Origin of the sequence: Sunxiuqinia dokdonensis (genome assembly GCF_001270965.1) — a bacterium.
GTDB classification, from domain to species: Bacteria; Bacteroidota; Bacteroidia; order Bacteroidales; family Prolixibacteraceae; genus Sunxiuqinia; species Sunxiuqinia dokdonensis.
On the sequence record NZ_LGIA01000187.1, the window covers coordinates 21,113 to 41,632 of the forward strand.

General features: G+C 48.6%; 20 protein-coding genes. 13 read left to right on the plus strand and 7 right to left on the minus strand.

Features of this window, described 5'->3' with window-relative positions; all coding sequences use genetic code 11:
• The first annotated feature begins 11 nt into the window (after positions 1-11).
• The 4 genes from NC99_RS17155 to NC99_RS17170 all read left to right on the plus strand — a co-directional run bounded on the left by NC99_RS17155 (position 12) and on the right by NC99_RS17170 (position 3,823).
• Entirely contained in the window at positions 12-1,064 is a 1,053-nt protein-coding gene (locus NC99_RS17155) for an SDR family oxidoreductase (RefSeq protein WP_204375041.1), read from the plus strand.
• Entirely contained in the window at positions 1,061-1,723 is a 663-nt protein-coding gene (locus NC99_RS17160) for an NAD(P)H-binding protein (RefSeq protein ID WP_204375042.1), read from the plus strand. The genes NC99_RS17155 and NC99_RS17160 overlap by 4 nt, the downstream gene beginning before the upstream one ends.
• A 95-nt stretch (positions 1,724-1,818) precedes the next feature.
• On the plus strand, positions 1,819-2,808 hold the full coding sequence (locus NC99_RS17165) for an alpha/beta hydrolase (protein ID WP_053186589.1): 990 nt from the start codon (positions 1,819-1,821) through the stop codon (positions 2,806-2,808).
• Positions 2,809-2,815: 7 nt separating this feature from the next.
• Positions 2,816-3,823, plus strand: coding sequence for a pectinesterase family protein (locus NC99_RS17170; protein WP_053186638.1), 1,008 nt, complete (start codon positions 2,816-2,818; stop codon positions 3,821-3,823).
• 8 nt (positions 3,824-3,831) lie between these two features.
• Here NC99_RS17170 and NC99_RS17175 read toward each other — a convergent pair whose 3' ends face one another.
• The 5 genes from NC99_RS17175 to NC99_RS17195 form a co-directional block, all read right to left on the minus strand.
• A complete protein-coding gene (locus NC99_RS17175) occupies positions 3,832-4,737 on the minus strand; it encodes a hypothetical protein (RefSeq protein WP_157625009.1) in 906 nt (301 codons plus the stop codon).
• Between the two features lie 192 nt (positions 4,738-4,929).
• Positions 4,930-5,574: a hypothetical protein gene (locus NC99_RS17180; RefSeq protein ID WP_053186595.1), complete on the minus strand. Its 645-nt coding sequence runs from the start codon at positions 5,572-5,574 to the stop codon at positions 4,930-4,932.
• Between the two features lie 168 nt (positions 5,575-5,742).
• Positions 5,743-8,268: a TonB-dependent receptor gene (locus NC99_RS17185; protein WP_053186597.1), complete on the minus strand. Its 2,526-nt coding sequence runs from the start codon at positions 8,266-8,268 to the stop codon at positions 5,743-5,745.
• Between the two features lie 6 nt (positions 8,269-8,274).
• Positions 8,275-9,171 carry a FecR family protein gene (locus NC99_RS17190; protein WP_053186598.1) on the minus strand — a complete coding sequence of 299 codons (897 nt, stop codon included), beginning with the start codon at positions 9,169-9,171 and terminating at the stop codon, positions 8,275-8,277.
• The gene (locus NC99_RS17195; RefSeq protein ID WP_239684475.1) at positions 9,168-9,662 is read right to left on the minus strand and encodes an RNA polymerase sigma factor; all 495 of its coding nucleotides are present in this window, start codon (positions 9,660-9,662) and stop codon (positions 9,168-9,170) included. Before NC99_RS17195 ends, NC99_RS17190 begins: the two co-directional genes overlap by 4 nt.
• Positions 9,663-9,826: 164 nt before the next feature.
• Here NC99_RS17195 and NC99_RS17200 point away from each other — a divergent pair, with 164 nt between their 5' ends.
• Together NC99_RS17200 and NC99_RS17205 are read left to right on the plus strand one after the other, a co-directional pair.
• Entirely contained in the window at positions 9,827-10,693 is an 867-nt protein-coding gene (locus tag NC99_RS17200; RefSeq protein WP_053186605.1) for an N-acetylmuramoyl-L-alanine amidase-like domain-containing protein, read from the plus strand.
• A 145-nt stretch (positions 10,694-10,838) separates the two neighbouring features.
• Complete coding sequence (locus NC99_RS17205; protein WP_053186608.1) at positions 10,839-12,140, plus strand: pyridoxal phosphate-dependent aminotransferase; 1,302 nt, start codon at positions 10,839-10,841, stop codon at positions 12,138-12,140.
• Between the two features lie 25 nt (positions 12,141-12,165).
• Here NC99_RS17205 and NC99_RS17210 read toward each other — a convergent pair whose 3' ends face one another.
• Entirely contained in the window at positions 12,166-12,942 is a 777-nt protein-coding gene (locus NC99_RS17210; RefSeq protein WP_053186611.1) for a glycerophosphodiester phosphodiesterase, read from the minus strand.
• 127 nt (positions 12,943-13,069) lie between these two features.
• Here NC99_RS17210 and NC99_RS17215 point away from each other — a divergent pair, with 127 nt between their 5' ends.
• From NC99_RS17215 to NC99_RS17240, 6 genes are all read left to right on the plus strand, one after another.
• Complete coding sequence (locus tag NC99_RS17215) at positions 13,070-13,972, plus strand: lysophospholipid acyltransferase family protein (RefSeq protein WP_053186616.1); 903 nt, start codon at positions 13,070-13,072, stop codon at positions 13,970-13,972.
• A 321-nt stretch (positions 13,973-14,293) separates the two neighbouring features.
• Complete coding sequence (locus NC99_RS17220) at positions 14,294-15,208, plus strand: lysophospholipid acyltransferase family protein (RefSeq protein ID WP_053186618.1); 915 nt, start codon at positions 14,294-14,296, stop codon at positions 15,206-15,208.
• Entirely contained in the window at positions 15,205-16,095 is an 891-nt protein-coding gene (locus NC99_RS17225) for a lysophospholipid acyltransferase family protein (protein WP_053186620.1), read from the plus strand. Before NC99_RS17220 ends, NC99_RS17225 begins: the two co-directional genes overlap by 4 nt.
• A gap of 14 nt (positions 16,096-16,109) precedes the next feature.
• Complete coding sequence (locus NC99_RS17230; RefSeq protein ID WP_053186621.1) at positions 16,110-16,652, plus strand: hypothetical protein; 543 nt, start codon at positions 16,110-16,112, stop codon at positions 16,650-16,652.
• A 126-nt stretch (positions 16,653-16,778) separates the two neighbouring features.
• Positions 16,779-17,639 (plus strand): diaminopimelate epimerase, encoded by an 861-nt coding sequence (dapF, locus tag NC99_RS17235; protein ID WP_053186642.1) that lies wholly within the window; start codon positions 16,779-16,781, stop codon positions 17,637-17,639.
• A 118-nt stretch (positions 17,640-17,757) separates the two neighbouring features.
• Positions 17,758-19,020 (plus strand): diaminopimelate decarboxylase family protein, encoded by a 1,263-nt coding sequence (locus NC99_RS17240; RefSeq protein WP_053186623.1) that lies wholly within the window; start codon positions 17,758-17,760, stop codon positions 19,018-19,020.
• Positions 19,021-19,380: 360 nt separating this feature from the next.
• Here the strand turns inward: NC99_RS17240 and NC99_RS17245 are convergent, their stop codons facing one another.
• Positions 19,381-19,614: a hypothetical protein gene (locus tag NC99_RS17245; RefSeq protein WP_157625015.1), complete on the minus strand. Its 234-nt coding sequence runs from the start codon at positions 19,612-19,614 to the stop codon at positions 19,381-19,383.
• A gap of 79 nt (positions 19,615-19,693) precedes the next feature.
• On the opposite strand from NC99_RS17245, the gene NC99_RS17250 reads away from it, so the two are divergent.
• The coding region (locus tag NC99_RS17250; RefSeq protein ID WP_053186629.1) for a glycosyltransferase family 4 protein at positions 19,694-20,520 on the plus strand (827 nt) is incomplete at its 3' end.

The following is a 20,520-nucleotide window of genomic DNA, read 5'->3' on the forward strand; positions in this document are numbered from 1 at the left end:
CAATGGAAACAATGGATAAAAGTAAACCCATACTGGTGACCGGAGGAACCGGTTATCTGGCATCGTGGATCGTTAAACAACTGCTCGACGAAGGCTTTCGTGTGAACACAACGGTCAGAGACAAAGCCAACCAGCAAAAATACCGACACTTGCTCGACATGGCCAGCAAAAGTGAGGGCCAACTATCTGTTTACGAAGCCGACCTGCTGCTCGACCATTCATTTCAGCAAGCGATGGACGGCTGCGAACTGGTGATCCACACCGCATCGCCATTCAAAATTTCGGGCATCAAAAATGCCGACAAGGAGCTGGTGCAACCGGCCTTGCAGGGAACGCGCAACGTGCTTTTTTCGGCCAACGATTCCAAATCCGTCAAACGGGTAGTGCTCACGTCAAGCATCGTGGCCATGGTGGGCGATGCCATTGACGTACACGAACTGCACAAGGGCGTGTTCAACGAGAAATGCTGGAACGCCACCAGCTCGGTCAATCACCAACCTTATCCATATTCAAAAACCATGGCGGAAAAAGAAGCGTGGTCGATTGCAAAAAAGCAAAACCGCTGGGATCTGGTCGTCATCAACCCGGGCTTTATTCTTGGCCCATCGCTGAGCCAGCGAACTGATTCCACCAGCATCGGCCTGATGATTCAGCTGTTTTCAGGAAAATATAAAACAGGCGCCCCAAAAGGCGATCAAGCCATTGTTGATGTTCGCGACGTAGCCCGGGCCCATATTCTGGCAGGGCTGACGGCATCGGCTAGCGGGCGGCACCTCACCGCAGCCCATCAAAAAGACTTCCTGGCCATTGCCGATGTCATCAGAAAACAATATCCCAAGTATCGGCTCCCGAAAAAATATGTTCCCAAATGGCTCTTTCAGCTTGTTGGTCCCTTCATGGGATTCTCGCGAAGCTTTGTCAAGCTTAACGTGGGTTACGATTTTGTATTTGACAACTCGTATGTGAAAGCGGATCTGAAGATGAGCTTCACCCCCTTCGAGAAGACCATTACCGACCACTTTAACCAGTTGGTCGCAGACAAACTAATCCCTGATTTAAGATGATGAAAAAATTGACCGCCAACCTCATTGGAGCCACCGGACTGGTTGGCAGCCATTTGCTACAGCAACTGCTAAACGACGATCGCTTTGAACAAGTGCGGGTTTTCAGCCGTCGGGCAACCGGTCAGTCGCACCCAAAGCTCAACGAACAGCTGGTAAATTTTGATGAAATGACTGAATGGGCCTCACTCATCAATGGAGACGTGCTTTTCTCAACGCTGGGAACGACCCTAAAAAAAGCAGGTAGCAAGGAAAAACAGTTTGTAATTGACTACACCTACCAATACCAGGCTGCTGAAACAGCTGTGAAAAATGGGGTAGCTGATTTTGTCCTGGTCTCATCGGCCGGTGCCAATACCAACTCCAAAATTTTCTATTCGAGAATGAAAGGGGAGCTGGACGAAGCCGTTAAAGGGCTGGATTTCAAAAAGATTATCATCCTACGCCCATCCATCCTCGATGGCGACCGCCAGGAAAAACGGACTGCTGAAAAAATCGGGATCAAAGTCATGCGCTGGTTGACCCAGTATGTCTTCAAAAAATACCGTCCTATTCACGCCAAAACCGTAGCCCGGGCTATGATCAATTCGATTTTCAACGAAGAGCTCACAACCGACTATCTGATTTTCGAATTGGATGAGGTGGAAAAGCTGGGCGCCTAATCACCGATCTTTTGGCGGAAGAATATGGCTCTATTTGATTTATTAAGAGACTGTCTTATTTTTGACGGTTCCTATCTCTTTTAAGCGAATCGAAAATGAAAACTTCAGCCCTCATCTTGTTTCTGATCTTTCTCTCCAGTCAGACTTTCTCGCAACTGGTTGAAATCGATGGCATCCCAAGAGATACCTCTTTCACGCCTTATTCGGCCTGGATGAAGATCAAGAAAGATTTTCCGGATGCTGAAATTGTGAAGCCGCATTTGCCGGAAAACGTCAAAGCGACCTGCGACCTGGTTTACGCCAGCTTGCTCGAAACGAAATACGGCAAACGCGATTTGCATTTGGACCTTTTTCAACCCAAAAGCGAAGGAAAATATCCGGCCCTGATTTTAATCTTTGGCGGTGGCTGGCGTTCGGGCAGCAAAGCGGCGCAAGGGCCCATGGCACAACAAATCGCCGCCAAAGGATATGTCACCGCAACGGTTGAATACCGCCTGTCGCCCGAAGCACTTTACCCGGCTGCGGTGCACGACATTAAAGCCGCCATTCGCTACTTACGGGCTAATGCTGAAAAATACAACATCGATACAGACCGCATCGCCATTTCCGGAAGCTCGGCCGGAGGACAATTGGCCGCATTGGTTGGCATGACCGCCAATGTGGAAAAATTTGATGGCTATTCCGCAAACATGAATCAGCCGGTAAGTATTCAGGCCATTATCGACATGGATGGCATCCTGGACTTTACCGATCCCAACGAAAGTGCAAAGGATGATGACCCCAACAAACGCTCTGCCGGCGCCTACTGGTTTGGGGCAACTTACAAAGAAGCGCCCGAAAAATGGGTGGAGGCATCGCCCTTGATTTATGCCGGGAAAACCACACCCCCGATCTTGTTTATCAACAGCGCATTGCCACGCTTTCATGCCGGTAGGGATCAGGTGATTGAAAAACTGGACGAATACGGAATTTACACCGAGGTACAAACCATTCCTGATACGCCGCACCCGTTTTGGCTGTTTCACCCGTGGTTTGATCAAACGGTCAACTACATGGTGACCTTCCTTGATAAACAATTTAAATGATAAAAAAATGAAACTTTCGAAATACTTTTTCTTCCTTGGAATGTTCCTCTTTTCTGCCGGTCTGGCGTCAGCTCAGCACGAAACAAAACTGACTGTTGCGCAAGATGGCAGTGGTGATTTTTCGACCATCCAGGAAGCCATTGATGCCAGCAAAGCCTTTCCCGATGAGCGGGTGACCATCTTCATCAAAAATGGAATTTACCGAGAAAAAGTACTCGTGCCGGCCTGCAACACCAAGCTTTCGTTGATTGGCGAGAGCGCCGAAAAAACCATCCTCACCTACGACGATTATTTCGATAAAATTGACCGGGGAAGAAACAGCACCTTCTACACCTATACGTTAAAAGTGGAGGCCAATGATTTTCATGCCGAGAACCTGACCATTGCCAACACGGCCGGCCCCGTAGGGCAAGCCGTTGCCCTGCATGTGAATGGCGATCGGTGCTCGTTTACAAACTGTCGCCTCCTGGGACACCAGGACACGCTTTACACCGAAGGCGAAACCAGCCGACAGTATTTTTCCGACTGCCACATTGAAGGGACCACCGACTTTATTTTTGGAGAAGCCACTGCGTTTTTCGAACGTTGCACCATTCACAGTTTGAGCGATTCGTACATTACCGCGGCCAGCACGCCCAAAGGGAAAGCGTTTGGCTACGTTTTTAAATCTTGTAAACTGACAGCCGCCGAAGGTGTCAAAAAAGTTTTCCTCGGCCGTCCGTGGCGCGATTATGCTCAGGTTGTTTTTATGAATTGTGAACTGGGTGCCCACATTGTATCGGAAGGATGGGCAAACTGGGGCGGCACCTCACGCGACCAAACCGCTTTTTATGCAGAGTACCAAAATTCGGGTGAAGGAGCTCCAAGCGGGCAACGCGTGGGCTGGAGCCACCAACTCACAAAAAAACAGGCCCGGCAATACACCAAAGACAAAATTCTGGCTCCGGCAAGTGTTAATGAAGCCGCAGTGAATGTCTGGACAAATCGGGCAACCAACAACAGCTCAAAAAATTAAAACGCCCGTTACAAACTCAGAATGTACCCCAGCGAAAGACGAAAAAACGAGCTCTCGTCGTAGCTGATGCCATCGCCCATGGTTTGCGGAAGGTTGTATATCCAGGCCGCTTCAAAATCAAATCGCTTGTACTTGATATTTAAGGGCAGTTGTAATTGCAAATTCATCAAGCCAAAAGCATCTTCAAAATAGTAGTCATATCCGATGTTGGTCACCGGATCAATGATTACTTCGTTTAACTGGTACTCAACCAGTTCAGAACCAAAATAAAGCGACACTTCCGGTTCGAGCCTGATTTGATCGTAGGTGCCCAGGCGAACCAAGTCCAGGTAGGCAAAAGCATCCCACGACAGGCTTGTGCCCACATCATCGCCGAGCAAAAAGTAAGCGTCGAAACGGGTGCCCAGGCTTTTGCTTTTTAGGGTGATTCCGGCATTGAGCGCACTGGAATAAAGCGGATCAAATTCGGGATCGTCATTGTTGAAGAGGAAATAATCATACGAAAAGCGATACCTGAAAAAATCCATTTTCTTCAGACTGTTACTGTATCCGCCCGTCAGGATTGTCGTGCGATAACCAGGATCGAGCTGGCTGTACCAGGCTCCCGAAACGCCGGCATAAAAGCCTTTGGAATGCAAATAGTACAGCTGTCCCGACAGATTGTGCTGCTGCACACCAATTTCGCGTCCGGCAAAAAAGGTCCGCGAGTCAAAACTACTGCGGAAGTATAAAAACTGAAAGCTCTTTTTTACGCCAAACAAGAAGCTCAGTTCATCATCGTCAAAAATCACCTCATTCAACAACGAATCAAGTCTTGCTTCCCGCAATTCATCCGTCATATGCGGCTGCTGGGCTTTCAGGCTTTGACTGAAAATAAGCATGAAAATAAATCCGATGGTAAGTAGTTTTCTCATGATGATAGCTTTCAATTATTGTCATTCCTAGTCATTGGGTGGTCATTAAGTTGTTTTAAAACGATCAATGACAATAAAATGACTATAAATGACTTTTTAATGACATGAAATAAACTGGCGGAAATTCAGTAAGATAAAGCCCGCGGCAACTGTTGTTGCCAGCGAGCTATACCTGCTCAATGGTCATTTGAGCTAGTTTCCCCCTTTACCATTTCCTTTGTGACCTCCCTGCTGAGCATTTTCCTGAGCTCTTTGCTGAGCTTGTTGTTGAACCTGTTCTTTCATTTGCTCTTCCATTTGAGCCTGGGTTGACTGATGAACCTGATTCCGGACACGTTGCTGAACGCCATCACCCAGTCCATCGGAGTTTTCCTGGTGCTGCTGTAAGCGTTTCCGGACTTGTTGCATCTGACCTTCGCCCATATTGGCCTGCATTTGTTCGCGATATTCCAGGCGAAGTTGCTGATGGGCTTCGAGCATTTCCTTTTGCTCTACAGAAAATGAAGCCTGCAAAGCTGTCCGTTTTTCTTCCCGGGTCATTTCCGTGTTTTCCAAAATAGCCAACTGTTCTTCGGAAAAAGTAGCCCGGAAAGCTTCTCTAAACTCTTGTCCATTGGCACGTGCCTGATTCAATATGGACTGCTGCTCACCGGTTAACTTCAATGTTGGATCTTGCAAGCGGAGACGATCCCGGTCTTGATCCTTGTCTTGGTCACCATCCGAATCCTGATGGATCCGATCGCGAATTTGGTCACCATTTCCCTGGGCCCACACGGTGGTAATTGTCATCCCTCCCATCAGGGCCAGTACTGCGAATGTTTTCATCATTGTTTTCATCTTGTGTTCTTTTTATGAATTATTTTGACTGTCTTTCATCTGCAAACCGCATCAGATTGTTTTTACCCTACCCAGTTCTACGATTTTTTTCTGAAAGTATGTTTTTTGATTGTGAATTTGGAGAGGTGCAAACTACTTCCGACAAACCTGGCCGGTTCAGAAGAATTTTTAAAAGAATACATTGAGAAAAACCGTTGGTGTAAAAGGAATGGCTTCGGCATGAAGGTTTAGCGAAACATCCTGATCTTCGGGCAAAACAATGAAGTTGGCGTATTTCAGGTTGGCGTGATTCAGCACATTCAAAATTGAAAGCCCGGTCTCGAGCGTGAATGTCCGGGCATGCCATTGGTAAGCGGCAGCCACATCCAGCCGATGATAATCCCGCTCAAACTCGCCATCCAGAGCCAAACGCGGATCGGGAAAGCCCGAGCCAAAAACATAACTCGAAGACAGATGGATTGGATTGAAATTCAGCAAAAGGGCGCCCTTCAGTTCGTGCCGCTGATCGTGCAAAGCGCGCTGAAAAAAAGGCTGGGTAAAATAGTCAAACTTCTCGAGGGTTTCGCTTAGCGTATAGGTCATCCAGGCCGAATGACCCTTATACTCCTGCTTCACAAAAAAGTCGATTCCCCTGGATTTGCTTTCGCCACGATACAAACTCGGCGCTTCAAACCGGTCGATGTAGCGGGTTAGCCCATCGGTTTGCTTTGTGAAACCCTCTACACTTAACGTGAAACTGTTTCGATGGTAGGTCAGTCCTACCACGCCATGCGTTGCCTCCAAAACAGGCAAGGACTGATCGTCGCTAACCGACCACAAATAGTGATAATTGCCCACATTGTCCACCAGCGAGCTGCGTGTGATAAACTGGTTGTGCCGTCCGGCGGCCAGGTTCAGCTTCAGCCCTTCGGCCAGTGTCAGGCTGGCCGAAGCCCGGGGTTGCCAATACCATTTGTCGAGGTTTAGTGAATAATTGGCTCGCAAACCCAATTTGAGTTCGAGCCGCGAACCAAACGACATCGCATCCTGGGCGTAGAAATTTAGTCGCGAAGCTTCCAGCCGCTGATCAACCAGCTGAACCTGGAAAGAGTCTTCGCTGAATTCAATGGGATTGACCACCCAGCCAGTGCCCAACTCCAGCTGATGCTGTTCTGCCAAAGCCAGCTGATGAGTTAGGCTGATCTGTCCTTCTGCCACTGCGTTCCTCAGGGTCTGATCTTCATTCAGCACACTCACCGAACCGCCGGGCCCCTGTCCCGGCCCTTGGCCTTGCCCGCCCTGTCCCGACTGCTGCCGGCCGATGGCGCGTAAGGTCCGGACTTCCTTGTCGAGGCTGGAATAGGCTGCCGACATTTTGCTTCGGCTTCCATCCACCCATCGCTTCTGAAAAAATCCGGAAACCGCCTGTTGTTTGTTGTGTTCATGATCCTCATAGTCAAAACGCGACTGCTCACTCGCCACATCCAGTAAATACGAAAAACGGTCTTCGCTCAACAAAGCGCTGATTCCATATGAATCGCCATTCGCGTTCGTACCGGAGTATTTAAGATTCAAATCCCGAAAATTGTAATCCGGATAGATTGTCCGTTCGCTGGTGTTGGGCGAATTTCCGGCGCGCCCACTGCGAAAGGAAAGCTGTTTGGAATCATACAATTCGTAATAGGTTTGCCGAAAAGCAACCGTGAGCGCCGATTGTTGAGCAACGGGCACACTAAGTAAGCCATTCAGCGTCATGTTGTTCAAGCCTAACTTCAAACGAGGCCGGTTTAAATCGCCGTCCAAGCCAGTAATATTCACCAGGCCGCCAACCCGTCCGCCCTGGTCGGCTCCATAAGCGCCTTTCAACACCTGAATATCCTTCGCCATTAATGGATTAACCGCACTGATATTATCGTTGAAGTTCTTCATGCCAAACAAGGTAAAGCCATCAAACAGCACCTGGCTTTGCCCTTCGTAACTGCCCCAAATCACCAGGTCGTTCGATTGTTCGCCAGCAGCCAAAATGCCAGGTTGCAGGCGCAGCAAATTAAAAATGGAATTGTCACCATTTCCTGGCAGAAACTGTGCAATTTGATGATTCAGGCGCAACACCCCCGGCTTGTTTCCAACCTGCAAGGAGCGGACAACTTTCAAGCCCGTTATTTCAACTTCGCGAATACGAAAATTGGATGGACGGAGCAAAAACTGGTGATGGGTTCCGGCAAAAACAATGGTATCGAGCAAAAAGTATCCCAAGTAGGAGGCTTGCAAATGAAATTGCTCATTCGTTCCAACGAAAGAAAAATTCCCTTCCTGATCGCTAACCAGGCCTGTTCCGTCAACCACCACATGGGTATAGGGCAAGGATTCCGAGGTCAATTTATCGGTGAAGCGACCACTCAAGGAGTAGTTTTTTTGAATGGGAACGGGGCTAATTTGATAAAACAGATACACGGCACCCACTTTTTTATAGGCCGCCGGAAGGTCCTTCAATAAATAATCAAAAGCTTCTTCGGGTGAAAAAAATTGCCGCGAGACTGTTGCCGTGAAATTTGAGAAATAGCGATCATCCAGCGAATATTGCAGCTCATAACGTTCGCAAAAATCAATAAGAATCGTGCTCAGACTTTGTTCCTGATAATCCAGTTCAACCTGCTGCGCCAGTGTCAGCAAAGTTGAAAAGAGCAAACCGAGCAGAAGGGCCTTCTTTTTCAAGTTGATTTATTGGTTTTGACGAATCCGGTATTCGCTCGAATTAAGCTTTTCAAATTTAAGATTATAAATCGTACAAATCATCTCCAAAATCGATTCCGTGTTCAGTTCAGACCGAACCAAACGCCCGGAGATAGAGGCATCGTAAGTTCCGTCATTCAACACATCCTTGCCCTGAATATGCACGCCATATTGCCGTTCCACTTCCTCCAAAACTTCCACCAATGGTTTATTTTTGAAATCGAACTCATCATTGATCCAGGCGGCTTCGGCTTCAAAATTAATTCCCCGCTGCACCTCGAATCCGTTTCCGGCTTTCAACGCTGCCTTTTCATTGGCTGTCAAAATCACTTCCGATCCGTTCTGCTGCCCGACAACTTTCACTTTCCCGGTTTGGCAGGCCACGCGGTACGATTCGCCACGTGCGTAAACATTGAAACGGGTCCCCAATACCGAAGTTGCCCCCATGGTCGAACTCACGGTAAACCGACTGCCGGGTTCCACCTCAAAAAAAGCTTCTCCCTCCAGGTCCAGTTCGCGTGCAAACCGCCACCAATAGGGGTGGTAGCTCACCGTCGAAACGGCGCTCAGGTGAACCGTTGAGCCATCCGGCAAATCGACCACCAGCTGTTGTCCGGGACTGGTCGTCATATCAACGGAATAAAAGCGCATCAGCCCAATCAGGCCAACCATCAGTAAAACAGAAGCGGCCATTGCCAAACGAAAAACCGGCCGGTGCACCAGCTTGATGGTTTTTACAGGAGCCTTCGGTTCCAGCCGGGCTTCCATCGCCGCCCACACCTCAGCCTTCGACCGGGAGTACGGAATCTCCAGCCGGTCATTCAGCCGATCCAGCCGGGTGAGAAGCTTGTTCGCTTGGTTCCTATCGTTTGTCTCGTTCTTCATTTTACTTTAAGTTTCGATTTCAAATCGTCCAGGGCATTTTTCATTCGCTTTTCAACCGCCTTGACACTAATGTGCAGGCGCTCGGCAATCTCATGGTACTTCAGCCCATCCATTCGGCTCATTAAAAAAACCACCCGCTGCTTTTCCGGTAATCCGGCCAGGGCCTTTTCGTAGCGCTGCTGCAATTCCTTGTACTCCAGCTCTTCTTCGGGCGACACGTCCTCCATCGAAAATGCCAGCGAGTTTTTGTAGTTCAGCGCCAGCTTTTGCCGGCGATATTGGGAGACGAATTCATCGCCAGCCATCTTGTAGAGCAAGCCGACCGTGGCTTTGGCATGGTAATCCGGCTGCTTTTCCCACAGGCGCAAAAACACATTCTGAGCCAAATCTGTCGCCAAATCCGGATCGCCCGACCGGTAATAGATGTAATTTCGAATCACATCAAAATTCTGGTCAAACAACGTTTTAAACTCGTACTTTGTCAAGGTCAAATCATCTTGGTTTCGAAACGCGCCACTTCAGCCTTGCGGCTTTTATTGCCCCGAAAAGTTAAGCAATAATTGCTGCTTTTCATTCTCTAACCGTTTAAAAAGAAGATTACCCTACCTTGCGATCGAATTTTATTTTAGTAATTTCAACTCCAAATCCATCAGCCATGATTCGAATCCTCTTGATCAGCCTCAGTATTTTCTTGTTTCTGGCGTGCCAAACGGCCCAAACACAGCAAACCGCTTCATCCGAGATCGTGTGTCAATTGGCCGACAGCACGAAGTTTCAGTCAGTCGTAAACAAGCTGGCTGACGAGGCCGGCCAGCCCATGGGGCAATTGGTGGCCGCGGTTGGCAGGGAGTTTTTGGGCGTAGCTTACGAAGAGCAAACCCTGGAACATGGGATAGACGAACCGCTGACCATTGAGCTGGAAGGACTGGACTGTACCACCTTTGCCGAAACTGCGCTGGCCATTGCCCGGACGCTAAAAAGTAAGAACCCTGACTTTTCAACCTATATCGGCGAACTTGAAAACCTGCGCTACCGACAAGGACAACGCGACGGATACCTCTCGCGGCTGCACTATTTCAGCGACTGGATTTACGACAATGAGCAGAAAGGCCTGATCAGCCAAGCCGCCAATGAATTTGGGCAGCCGCTGAATGTGATGGTTAATTTCATGTCGACCCATCCGGAGAGCTACCCGGTATTGAAAGAAAACCCCGAATTGGTGAGTTCCCTGGCCGAACAGGAAAAGGCAATTTCTGCCCGCAACTATTTTTTTGTGCCCAAAGAGGCAGTGGAAAGCAAGGAGTCAAATTTAAAGGAAGGTGATTTGGTTGGACTGGCCACCAGCATCAAAGGCCTCGATGTGACGCATGTTGGTATTTTGGTTGAAGTGGGCGGCCGGATTCATTTGATGCATGCCTCAACCGCTGGCATGCAAGTGGTGATCTCGGACGAACCGCTTGCCGACTTTCTACAGGCGAAAAAAAGCTACACCGGCATTTTAGTAGCCCGCCCAATCGACTAGTTCTTTCCTTCACCTGAACCTGCTCAACAGTTTCTTAACCTCATAAGAGACTTACCAACAAGTGCTTGCAAAAAGAATACTTCTCCAAAAGAAACCATTTAACCAAAAGCCAGGTATAATTTTTTAGTAGAAAAAACCATCAACGATGCCAAAAATCCGCAAAAACAATCCCATTGTCAACCTCAACCTCAATGTGCGTGGCCTTAATCAATCGGCCACCCTCCAAATAAACGAACGGAGCAACGAGCTCATCAAACAAGGTAAAACCGTTTACAAACTAGGACTGGGACAGTCGCCCTTTCCGGTTCCCGATATTGTGCAGGAAGCGCTCCGGCAGAACGCTCACCAAAAAGACTATTTATCCGTGAGGGGATTGTTGCCGCTTCGGGAGGCCATTGCCAAATTCAATTTCCGGCGCCAGGGCATCGCCTGCTCACCCGATGACATTATGATTGGTCCCGGGTCGAAGGAGCTGATTTTTATTTTACAACTGGTGTACTACGGTGAACTGATTATTCCAACGCCCAGCTGGGTTTCGTACTCGCCACAAGCACGCATTGCCGGTCGGCATGTGACCTGGGTGCCTACCACCGAGGAAAACGACTGGCGGCTGAGCCCTGAAAAGCTGGATTTGATTTGCCGTTCGGATCCGGATCGGCCACGCGTGGTGATTTTGAACTACCCCTCGAACCCCACCGGATCGACCTACCCCAAAGCCCGACTGAAAAAACTAGCCGAAGTCGCCCGAAAATACAAGCTGATCCTGATCTCGGACGAGATTTACAGCCTGCTCGATCACTCCGGCCAACACGTGTCCATTGCCCAGTTTTATCCCGAAGGAACGATCATCAGCAGTGGATTGAGCAAATGGGCCGGCGCGGGCGGCTGGCGGTTGGGCACTTTTACCTTTCCCGAAAACCTGCGCTGGCTGCAAGATGCCATGGCCATTGTGGCCAGTGAAACCTTTACCTCAACCAGCGCACCCATTCAGTATGCAGCCATCACCGCATTCGAAGATCGCCCGGAGATCGATAAATACCTGTTTCATTCGCGGCGGATTTTGAAAACATTGGGAAATTACATGACCAACCAACTCCGGGAGTCGCACCTGACCATGCCAACGCCCAGAGGTGGGTTCTACCTGTTTCCCAATTTCAACCGTTATCGCATCCAGCTGGCCAACAAAGGGATTCTGACTTCATTTGAACTATGTGAATCCTTGCTTCAGGAAACAGGTGTCGCGATCTTGCCCGGCATGGACTTTGGCCGCCAACCCGAAGAATTGACCTGCCGCATGGCCTATGTTGATTTTGACGGAAAGCTGGTACTCGAAAAAGCCATGACGGAATGGAAAGACCTTGAACTGGACGAAACATTCCTGAAAACCCATTGCCCCAAAATGATCGAAGCAACTGAACTGTTGAAAGCATGGCTCGATAGACTGTAATTTGAAATTGCTGGATTTCTGGAGTTTATTCCACAGCATACAGCTGCTCCCGTAACCAGGCAGGGCGGTTGGTCGTGATTGCCGAAACACCCAGATCGACCAGTCGTTTGGCTTCGTCCGGATCATCCACCGTCCAGGACAGCACATCCAAACCCAACCGGGCAGCATGACCCATCACCTCCTGATTCACCAATTTGTAATGCAGGTTCACTCCCTCCAAGCCCAATTGAGCCGCTTCATTCATCCGGCCGGCCAACCCTTCTGCTTTCGAGCTCAGCCAATAACAGTCGTTTTTCGGAAACTGCTTCTTGGTTTCCAAAATCGTTTCCCAGCCGAACGCGATAAAAACAACTTGCTTTTTCTTGCCACTGGCTTTCACCGCTTTCTTCAGCGCGGGAAGCACCTCCGGGCCACACTTGATTTCAATCACCAACTTTTTCCCTTTCGGAACAATTTCCAGCACTTCCGACACAAAAGGCATTTTTTCGCCCGCGTACTTTTCATCCTTCCACCGACCCACATCCAGCTTCCGCAATTCATCCGAATGGGTTTCCGCAATCACCAAACTGTCTGTCCCGGTGCGTTTGGTGGTGTGATCATGATTCACCATAACCTGCCCGTCGTTCGACAGGTAAATATCAATTTCCACGGCATCGGCATTCAACTCCCAGCCCAGCTTGGCGGCAGCCACCGTATTCTCAGGCGCCAGATACGACGCGCCCCGGTGTGCAATGATCTGAACCTGCGAAAAAGCTGGAGATCCCAGCAGCAAAAGCAAAAAAGAGAAGGTCACATTCTTCATATCGATCAAACTATGTAAATTTTCAAATTAAACCATCGAAGCCACCAAGTTGCCTATTTCTGCTGACATATTCCTAATTTTCTTCTTAAAAAAATCCTAAATTTGCAGGCTTCTGAAGTCGGTAAGCATGCAAAAAATTATCAACAACATTATTGTTCTCTTTCTTAAAGCCTTCTCTTACTTACCGTTTTGGCTTTTATACCTGATCTCCGACGGAGCCTTCATCCTGCTGTTTTATGTTTTCAGATACCGCAAGAAAGTGGTGTACGAAAACCTGCGCAATTCATTTCCGGAGAAAACAGAAAAAGAAATTGATCAGATTGCACGCAAATACTTTCATCATTTATGCGACGTGTCGCTCGAAGCCATTAAACTACACAGCATCAGCGAGGAGGAACTCGACAAGCGGTTGAAAGTGACCGGCGTAGAAAAGATGGAGGCTTATTTTCGGAAGAAAAAAAGCATCATCGTACTGGCCATGCACTACAACAACTGGGAGTGGGGAGCCTCGGTGCAGCGGCTTTCGAGCCACCGGTTTTTGATGCTGTACAATCCGGTGCGCAACAATTTCGAGATGGAACGTTTCATTTTAAGCATGCGCGAACGTTTTGGAGGCACGACCGTTCCGGTGCACAAGTCGGCACGCATGGCCATTCAGTTTGACCAGACCGACCGCCCCGGGCTGTTGTGGCTTGGCGCCGATCAAACACCTGCTGAGAATTCCAAATTTTGGACGATGTTCCTGAACCAGGAAACGCCATTTTTTAGCGGCCCCGAAAAGATTGCCCACAAAACCAACCAGCCGGTATTCTTTCATCACACCCGAAAAGTGGCCCGTGGAAAATATGAGATTATTCTCACCGAGCTTATTGCCGAACCCAAAAAGGCAAAACCCGAAACCACATTGCTTCGCTACATCGACAAGATGGAAACGATTATTCGCGATCAACCCGAATATTGGCTATGGTCGCACCGCCGCTGGAAACACCAACGCCCGGCTGACATTCCGTTGATTGAGCGGGAAGGCTAATTCCGTCCGTTCGATGCAAACAGCAGGATGCTTGCTTATTTTTATTCCTCTGCAATTTTAATGCGAGCAAGAAACCGATTGAAGACATTGGGAGGCAATGGGGAACCATTGTATTCGAACGTTTTCAACTGTCTTCAACTTCTTCCTATCAAAATTGATCCAATCTGTTTGACGTCGTAAGCAGACCATGTTTAGGTTAGATTATTTTTTGCATCTTGCACGAGCGTAAAGCTTCCGGCTGCGGAACACTGTGCTCAGCAACAATGCACGGCATCCAACGGCTATTCGAACCATTAAGCAACAACGCTAAAAACTGAACCTGTGAAAAAAATCATCAACCAAGCACTCATCGGCTTCCTGAAAGCATTGTCATATCTGCCTTTTCCGGTGCTGTTCGCCCTATCCGACCTGATGTACCTGGTGCTTTTCCATGTGGTAGGCTACCGTAAAAAAGTGGTTTATACCAACCTGCGGAATGCCTTTCCTGAGAAAACTGAGCAGGAAATTGACGCCATTGCCCGCAAATTTTACCGTCATCTGTGCGACATCGGGCTGGAAGGCATCAAGCTACACAGCATTTCTGAAAAAGAACTGGACAAGCGCATTACGCTCTACGGCCTCGAAAAAACGGAAGCCTATTTCCGTCAGCAAAAAAGTATTATTTTGCTGGGCATGCACTACAACAACTGGGAGTGGAGCGCCAGCCTGCAACGCCTGTCCAGCCACCAGCTGCTGATGGTTTACAACCCGGTCCGCAATAACCTCGAAATGGAGCGCTTCATCCTCGGTATGCGCGAACGCTTTGGCGCCATTTCGGTTCCGGTACACAAGTCGGCCCGAACAGCCATCCAGTTTGATAAAACCGAACGCCCGGGATGCATTTGGCTGGGCGCTGATCAAACCCCAGCGCCAAACACCCGTTTCTGGACGACGTTCCTGAACCAGGAAACCCCTTTCTTCAGCGGTCCCGAAAAAATTGCAGAGAAAACCAATCAGCCGGTGTTTCTTCATTACGTGCGTAAGCTTGGCCGATCCAGGTATGAAGTTCATTTTATAGAACTTTTTCCCGAGCCAGCGAAGGCAAACCCCGATGATATTCTACTAACCTACATCGACCGGATGGAAAAAATCATTCAGGAAACGCCCGAATACTGGCTGTGGTCGCACCGCCGCTGGAAGCACCAACGCCCTGAAGGAATCAAACTCATTGAGCGACTACCTAAGCAGCAAGAATGAAAAAAGTGGTCTTCCATATTGCTCTGGCCGGACTTGACCTGTTGTCGCGCCTTCCCTTCCGTTTGCTCTATGCCCTGTCCGATCTGGTTTACATCCTCACGTTCTATGTTTTTGCTTACCGACATCAGGTAGTGCTTGAGAACCTGGAAAGATCCTTTCCCGGAAAATCTGATTCTGAAATCAAGCTGCTGTCCCGCCAATTTTATCACCATTTATGCGATTTGCTGTTCGAAGCCTTCAAGCTAAAAACCATTTCGCCTGAAAAATTAAAAAAACGAATGGAAGTGGTAAACCCGGAGTTGGTCAATCGTTATTTTGATGAAGGTAAAAGCGTCATCGTGTTGACCATGCATTACAACAACTGGGAGTGGAACGCCATTTTGCCCCATCAACTGAAACACCATTGCCTGCTGGTTTACAATCCGGCACGAAACCTGCGCTGGGACGCGGCCATTAACCAAATGCGCGAGCGCTTTGGCGGCGAACTGGTTTCGACCAAAAAAATCGTAAAAAAAGTACTGGACTACGAAAAACGACAAAAACCAACGCTCACCTGGCTTTGTGCCGACCAACGCCCCCTGGCCAACGCCCGCTTTTGGACGACGTTTCTGAACCAGGATGCCGGCTTTTTCCCGGGCCCCGAAGCCTTGGCGCGGTGCACCAATTTTCCGGTGCTTTATCAGCATGTTGAAAAAGTGAAACGCGGCCACTACCGAATCCACTTCGAACTACTGGCGGACAGTCCGGCATCGTTGCCGCCCGATGAGATCCTCCACCGGTATGTCCGAAAGATTGAAAGCCGGATTCAGGCGCAACCTGAATTTTACCTGTGGTCGCACAAACGCTGGAAACACCAAAAGGGTGCACAAAACAATAGAACGAGCTGATTTTCGTTCTGCCAATGAAAACTTTTCAACTGATGAAGATGCCGGCTTTTCTTTTCATTCTCCTTTTGCTGAACCTGAGCACGTGGGCTCAGGATACGCTGGAGCGGGCGTTCCAAGATGCTTTCCAGCTCAGTGAACAAGCCATGGAGGCGTCGAAAAAGTCGGCTGCCCACCTGGGATTTTTGGACGGTGCCTACGACCGCACAGAAATTAACCGCCACCTGATTGATGCCCGCGAAGATCTGGATAGCCTGGTTGCTTGCATCCGCCAAGCGGCTTACCGAACTGCCGACGCGGCCTACTTTGCCCGAACCACTTCCAACGAAAAACAAGAAACACTGGCTACCGAAACGCAAAAAATATGGCAAACCGCCACCCGCACGCTGGACGATGTCATTAAAAAATTTGATGAATTCATGATCCACGGCACATTCAATGAGGAGGCCTACCTCAATCAGCGGCTCGAAGATTTTGAGCAAGCCAAACGGCAACTTCACCAGGCTCACCAAAAGCTGAAGCAAGCGATCAAGTTGGTGACGGCGGATCATGAGGATTAACTTCCGCAAGGAATTCTGCCTTGAAAACTCATCCGAAAACGAACGTCTCCATCTTCACAAAAAAAACTTCACCCAAATCAAAAACACTTGTTACTTTTGTTAAAACATCCGATAAAAAACATGCTCATGAAAGACTTCTTCGTAAAATCGCACGGCCTGGGAAACGACTACATTGTGATGAACAGCCACGAAATCAGCTTCGAGATGAACGTTGAAAACATCAAAACCATTTGCGATGTGCACTACGGCATTGGCTCCGATGGCATTTTGCTTTTGGTGGATTCGACGAAAGCTGACTTTGGCCTGCGGATCCTCAACCCCGATGGTTCGGAAGCCGAAAAAAGCGGCAATGGCCTACGTATTTTTGCCAAATATTTATACGACTATGGCTTGGCCAAAAGCAAAACCTTCAGCATTGATACTTTGGGCGGCGTGGTTTATGCCGAAGTGATGGAAACGGACAACGAAAAAGCCCGAACCATACAGGTGGATATGGGGAAAGCGATTTTTGAAGCGGCCAAAATTCCGGTGAACAGCGACTTAACGGAATGTTTGGACGAAACCCTCTCCCTGGAAAACCAGTCCTACCTCATCAACTGTGTGTCGGTGGGCAATCCGCACTGCGTTATTTTAAAAGAGGAGTTGTCGGAAGCCGAAATCAAACAGTACGGCAGCGAGATTGAAAACCACCCCAAGTTTCCGAACCGCATCAACCTGCAGTTTGCCAAAGTGCTTTCGCGCGACGAAGTGGAGATCCTGATCTGGGAACGCGGTGCCGGCTACACCTTGGCTTCCGGAAGCTCATCGAGCGCCGTGGCTGCCGTGATGGTGAAGAAAGGACTGACCAACCGAAAACTGAAGGTGAACATGCCGGGTGGAACGCTCAAACTCGAGATCGCCAAAGACTGGCAAATCCGAATGACCGGTGAAGTTCGCGAAATTGCCAGCGGATACTTGAGTGCGGAACTGCTAAGTGATTTACAATAGACCACCATTTCGCGCGGGTTCACATCAAATGTTTGTTAACAGCCCGGCGCCTTATGCAGATTTATTCTAAATAATCTTTGCAAATTCCTATCTTTGTTTTTTGCAAAAAACACAATGTATGCTGGAGAAAAAATTACCCTTCGACAAAGAACAGTTAGAACAGATTATCGAAAAACATCCCACGCCTTTTCATATTTATGATGAAAAAGGCATGCTGGATTATGCCCAGAAATTCAACGAAGCCTTTTCATGGAACGAAGGTTTCAAAGAGTACTATGCCATCAAAGCAGCGCCAAACCCATACCTGATGAGGCTTTTGCGCAAGCAGGGCTTCGGAATCGATTGCAGCTCGATGGCCGAGTTGCTGCTGGCCGAAAAAGTGGGTATGCGCGGCGAAGAAATCATGTTCACCTCGAACGATACGCCCGCTTACGAATACCAGAAAGCCATGGAACTGGGTGCGATTATCAACCTCGACGATATCAAGCACATCGACTACCTGGAAGAACACGCGGGGCTTCCCGAATTAATCAGCTTCCGGTACAACCCCGGCACCCTGAAAGGCGGCAATATCATTATTGGCAAGCCCGAAGATTCGAAATACGGATTTACCCGCGAGCAACTATTTGAGGGCTACAAAAAACTGAAGGACAAAGGCGTAAAACGCTTCGGCATTCATACCATGGTGGCTTCGAACGAGCTGGATGCCGACTACTTTGTTGAAACCGCCGAGATCATTTTTGATGTGATTGTGGATCTGGCCAAAGAGCTGGATATTCGGTTTGAGTTTGCCAACCTGGGTGGTGGCATCGGCATTCCATACAAAAGCGAACACAAACCGGTGAACCTGAACCGCGTAAGCGAAGGAATAAAAGAATTGTATGAGAAATTGATCGTGGGCAACGGACTGGATCCGCTGAAGATATACTTCGAATCGGGACGCGCCATTACCGGACCTTACGGATTTTTGGTTTCCCGGGTGCTGCACATCAAAGAAACCTATAAAAAATATGCCGGCCTCGACTCGTGCATGGCCAACCTCATGCGTCCGGCCTTGTACGGCGCTTACCACCACATTACCGTGATGGGAAAGGAAACTGCACCGCACCGACATTTGTACGATGTGACCGGATCGTTGTGTGAGAACAACGACAAATTTGCCATTAACCGCCTGCTTCCGGAAATCAATCCCGAGGACTTGGTGGTGATTCACGATACCGGTGCGCACGGCCATTCCATGGGATTCAACTACAATGGCAAGCTACGCTCGGCTGAACTGTTGCTGCGTCCGAACGGCGAAGTGGTTGAAATCCGCCGTGCCGAAACCTTCGACGACTTGTTCGCGACGCTGGATTTTGATGCCGCCAACGAATTTGAATAAAATTTAGAACTTTCATAAGCGAAGCCGGAGATGTTTTCATTTCCGGCTTTTTTATGAAAAAAAAGAAGACAGCTGAAGACAATGGAAATCAATTTTATTGGCTCAGTTCAATGTTTGGGAGGCAAGGACAAATCAATTTAAAACGAAATGCCCTGTTAGAGATTCGTCAATTGTCGGCTTAATTAGATAAGAACCGGAGAGGAATTGAGAAAGGGGTGTAATAAAATGATGCTTGGTTTGGAGCGGCCTATTTTTATCAAAAGTGGAATCAAACGAAAAGCTTAGTGCAGGTGGGAAGTTCCGACGACAGGAGGAAACGAGCTTGCGAGTTCCACGAGTTACCGTTAAAAACAATTAATCTTAACGAGTGAAATCACCCGCCGAACTTAGCTTTTCGGAAGATGGAGCTTGCAGATAAAAATCAGCCTTGAGTTTTTTGTTTACTTTTTGTGTGAAGACAAAAAGTAAAATCCGGCTGATAAGCCAACGGATAATATGATTTGGAAAGTCCGCCCGTTTATCGCAGTTTCCTGCCAAGCTCCATTTTAAGTCCTCCCAACACTGAAATGATCCATAGTATTCGACTGCCTTCATTCGCTTTTCACCCAAATGAATCGATTCTTTTTCACAAACATCAGACACTGCGTTCAACCTGATTTTGTATTTTTGGCGAATGGATGAAAAACTAAAAATCGGCTTCGATGCCAAACGAGCATTCCTCAACCCGGCTGGTTTAGGAAACTACAGCCGCACGACCATCCGCTCAGTTGCCCAATTTTATCCACAGAACGATTACCTGTTGTTCAGCCCCAATTCAAACAACCGCCTTTTTCATCCACCGCAACACACAACGTTGGTTCGGCCCCGTAGTTTTTGGTGGAAAGCCCTTAAACCACTCTGGCGCAGCTACCGGCTGACCCGGTTGGCCGACAAGGCAGGACTGGACATTTATCATGGTCTGAGTCACGAACTCCCCATCGGCATTCAACAAACAGCCGTCAAAAGTGTGGTGACCGTACACGACCTGATTTTTATGCGCCACCCGGAGTTCTACAAACCGTCCGACCGCAAAATCTACCGTCGCAAAGTGGAATACGCCTGCCGCGAAGCAGACAAAATCGTCGCCATCAGCCAGCAAACAAAAAACGACCTGTGTGGCTTCTTCGGCGTCAATCCGGCCAAGATCGAGGTGATCGACCAAGCCATCAATTCCATGTATTTTGAAGTGGCCCCGGCCGAAGACTTAAAGCAAACCCAAAGCCAACTAAAGCTTCCCAACCGGTTTATGCTTACGGTGGGAACCATTGAAGCCCGCAAAAACCTGGGAACGATCCTGAAAACCATGGCACTCGCTGATAACGGGCTGCCCTTGGTGGTGGTGGGCAAACCCACGCCTTATCTGCGCAGCCTGCAAAAGCAAATTGAACCCCTAAAAGACAAGCTCATTTTTCTGCACCAGGTCAACGACCGCCAACTAAGCCACCTCTACCAACTGGCTGA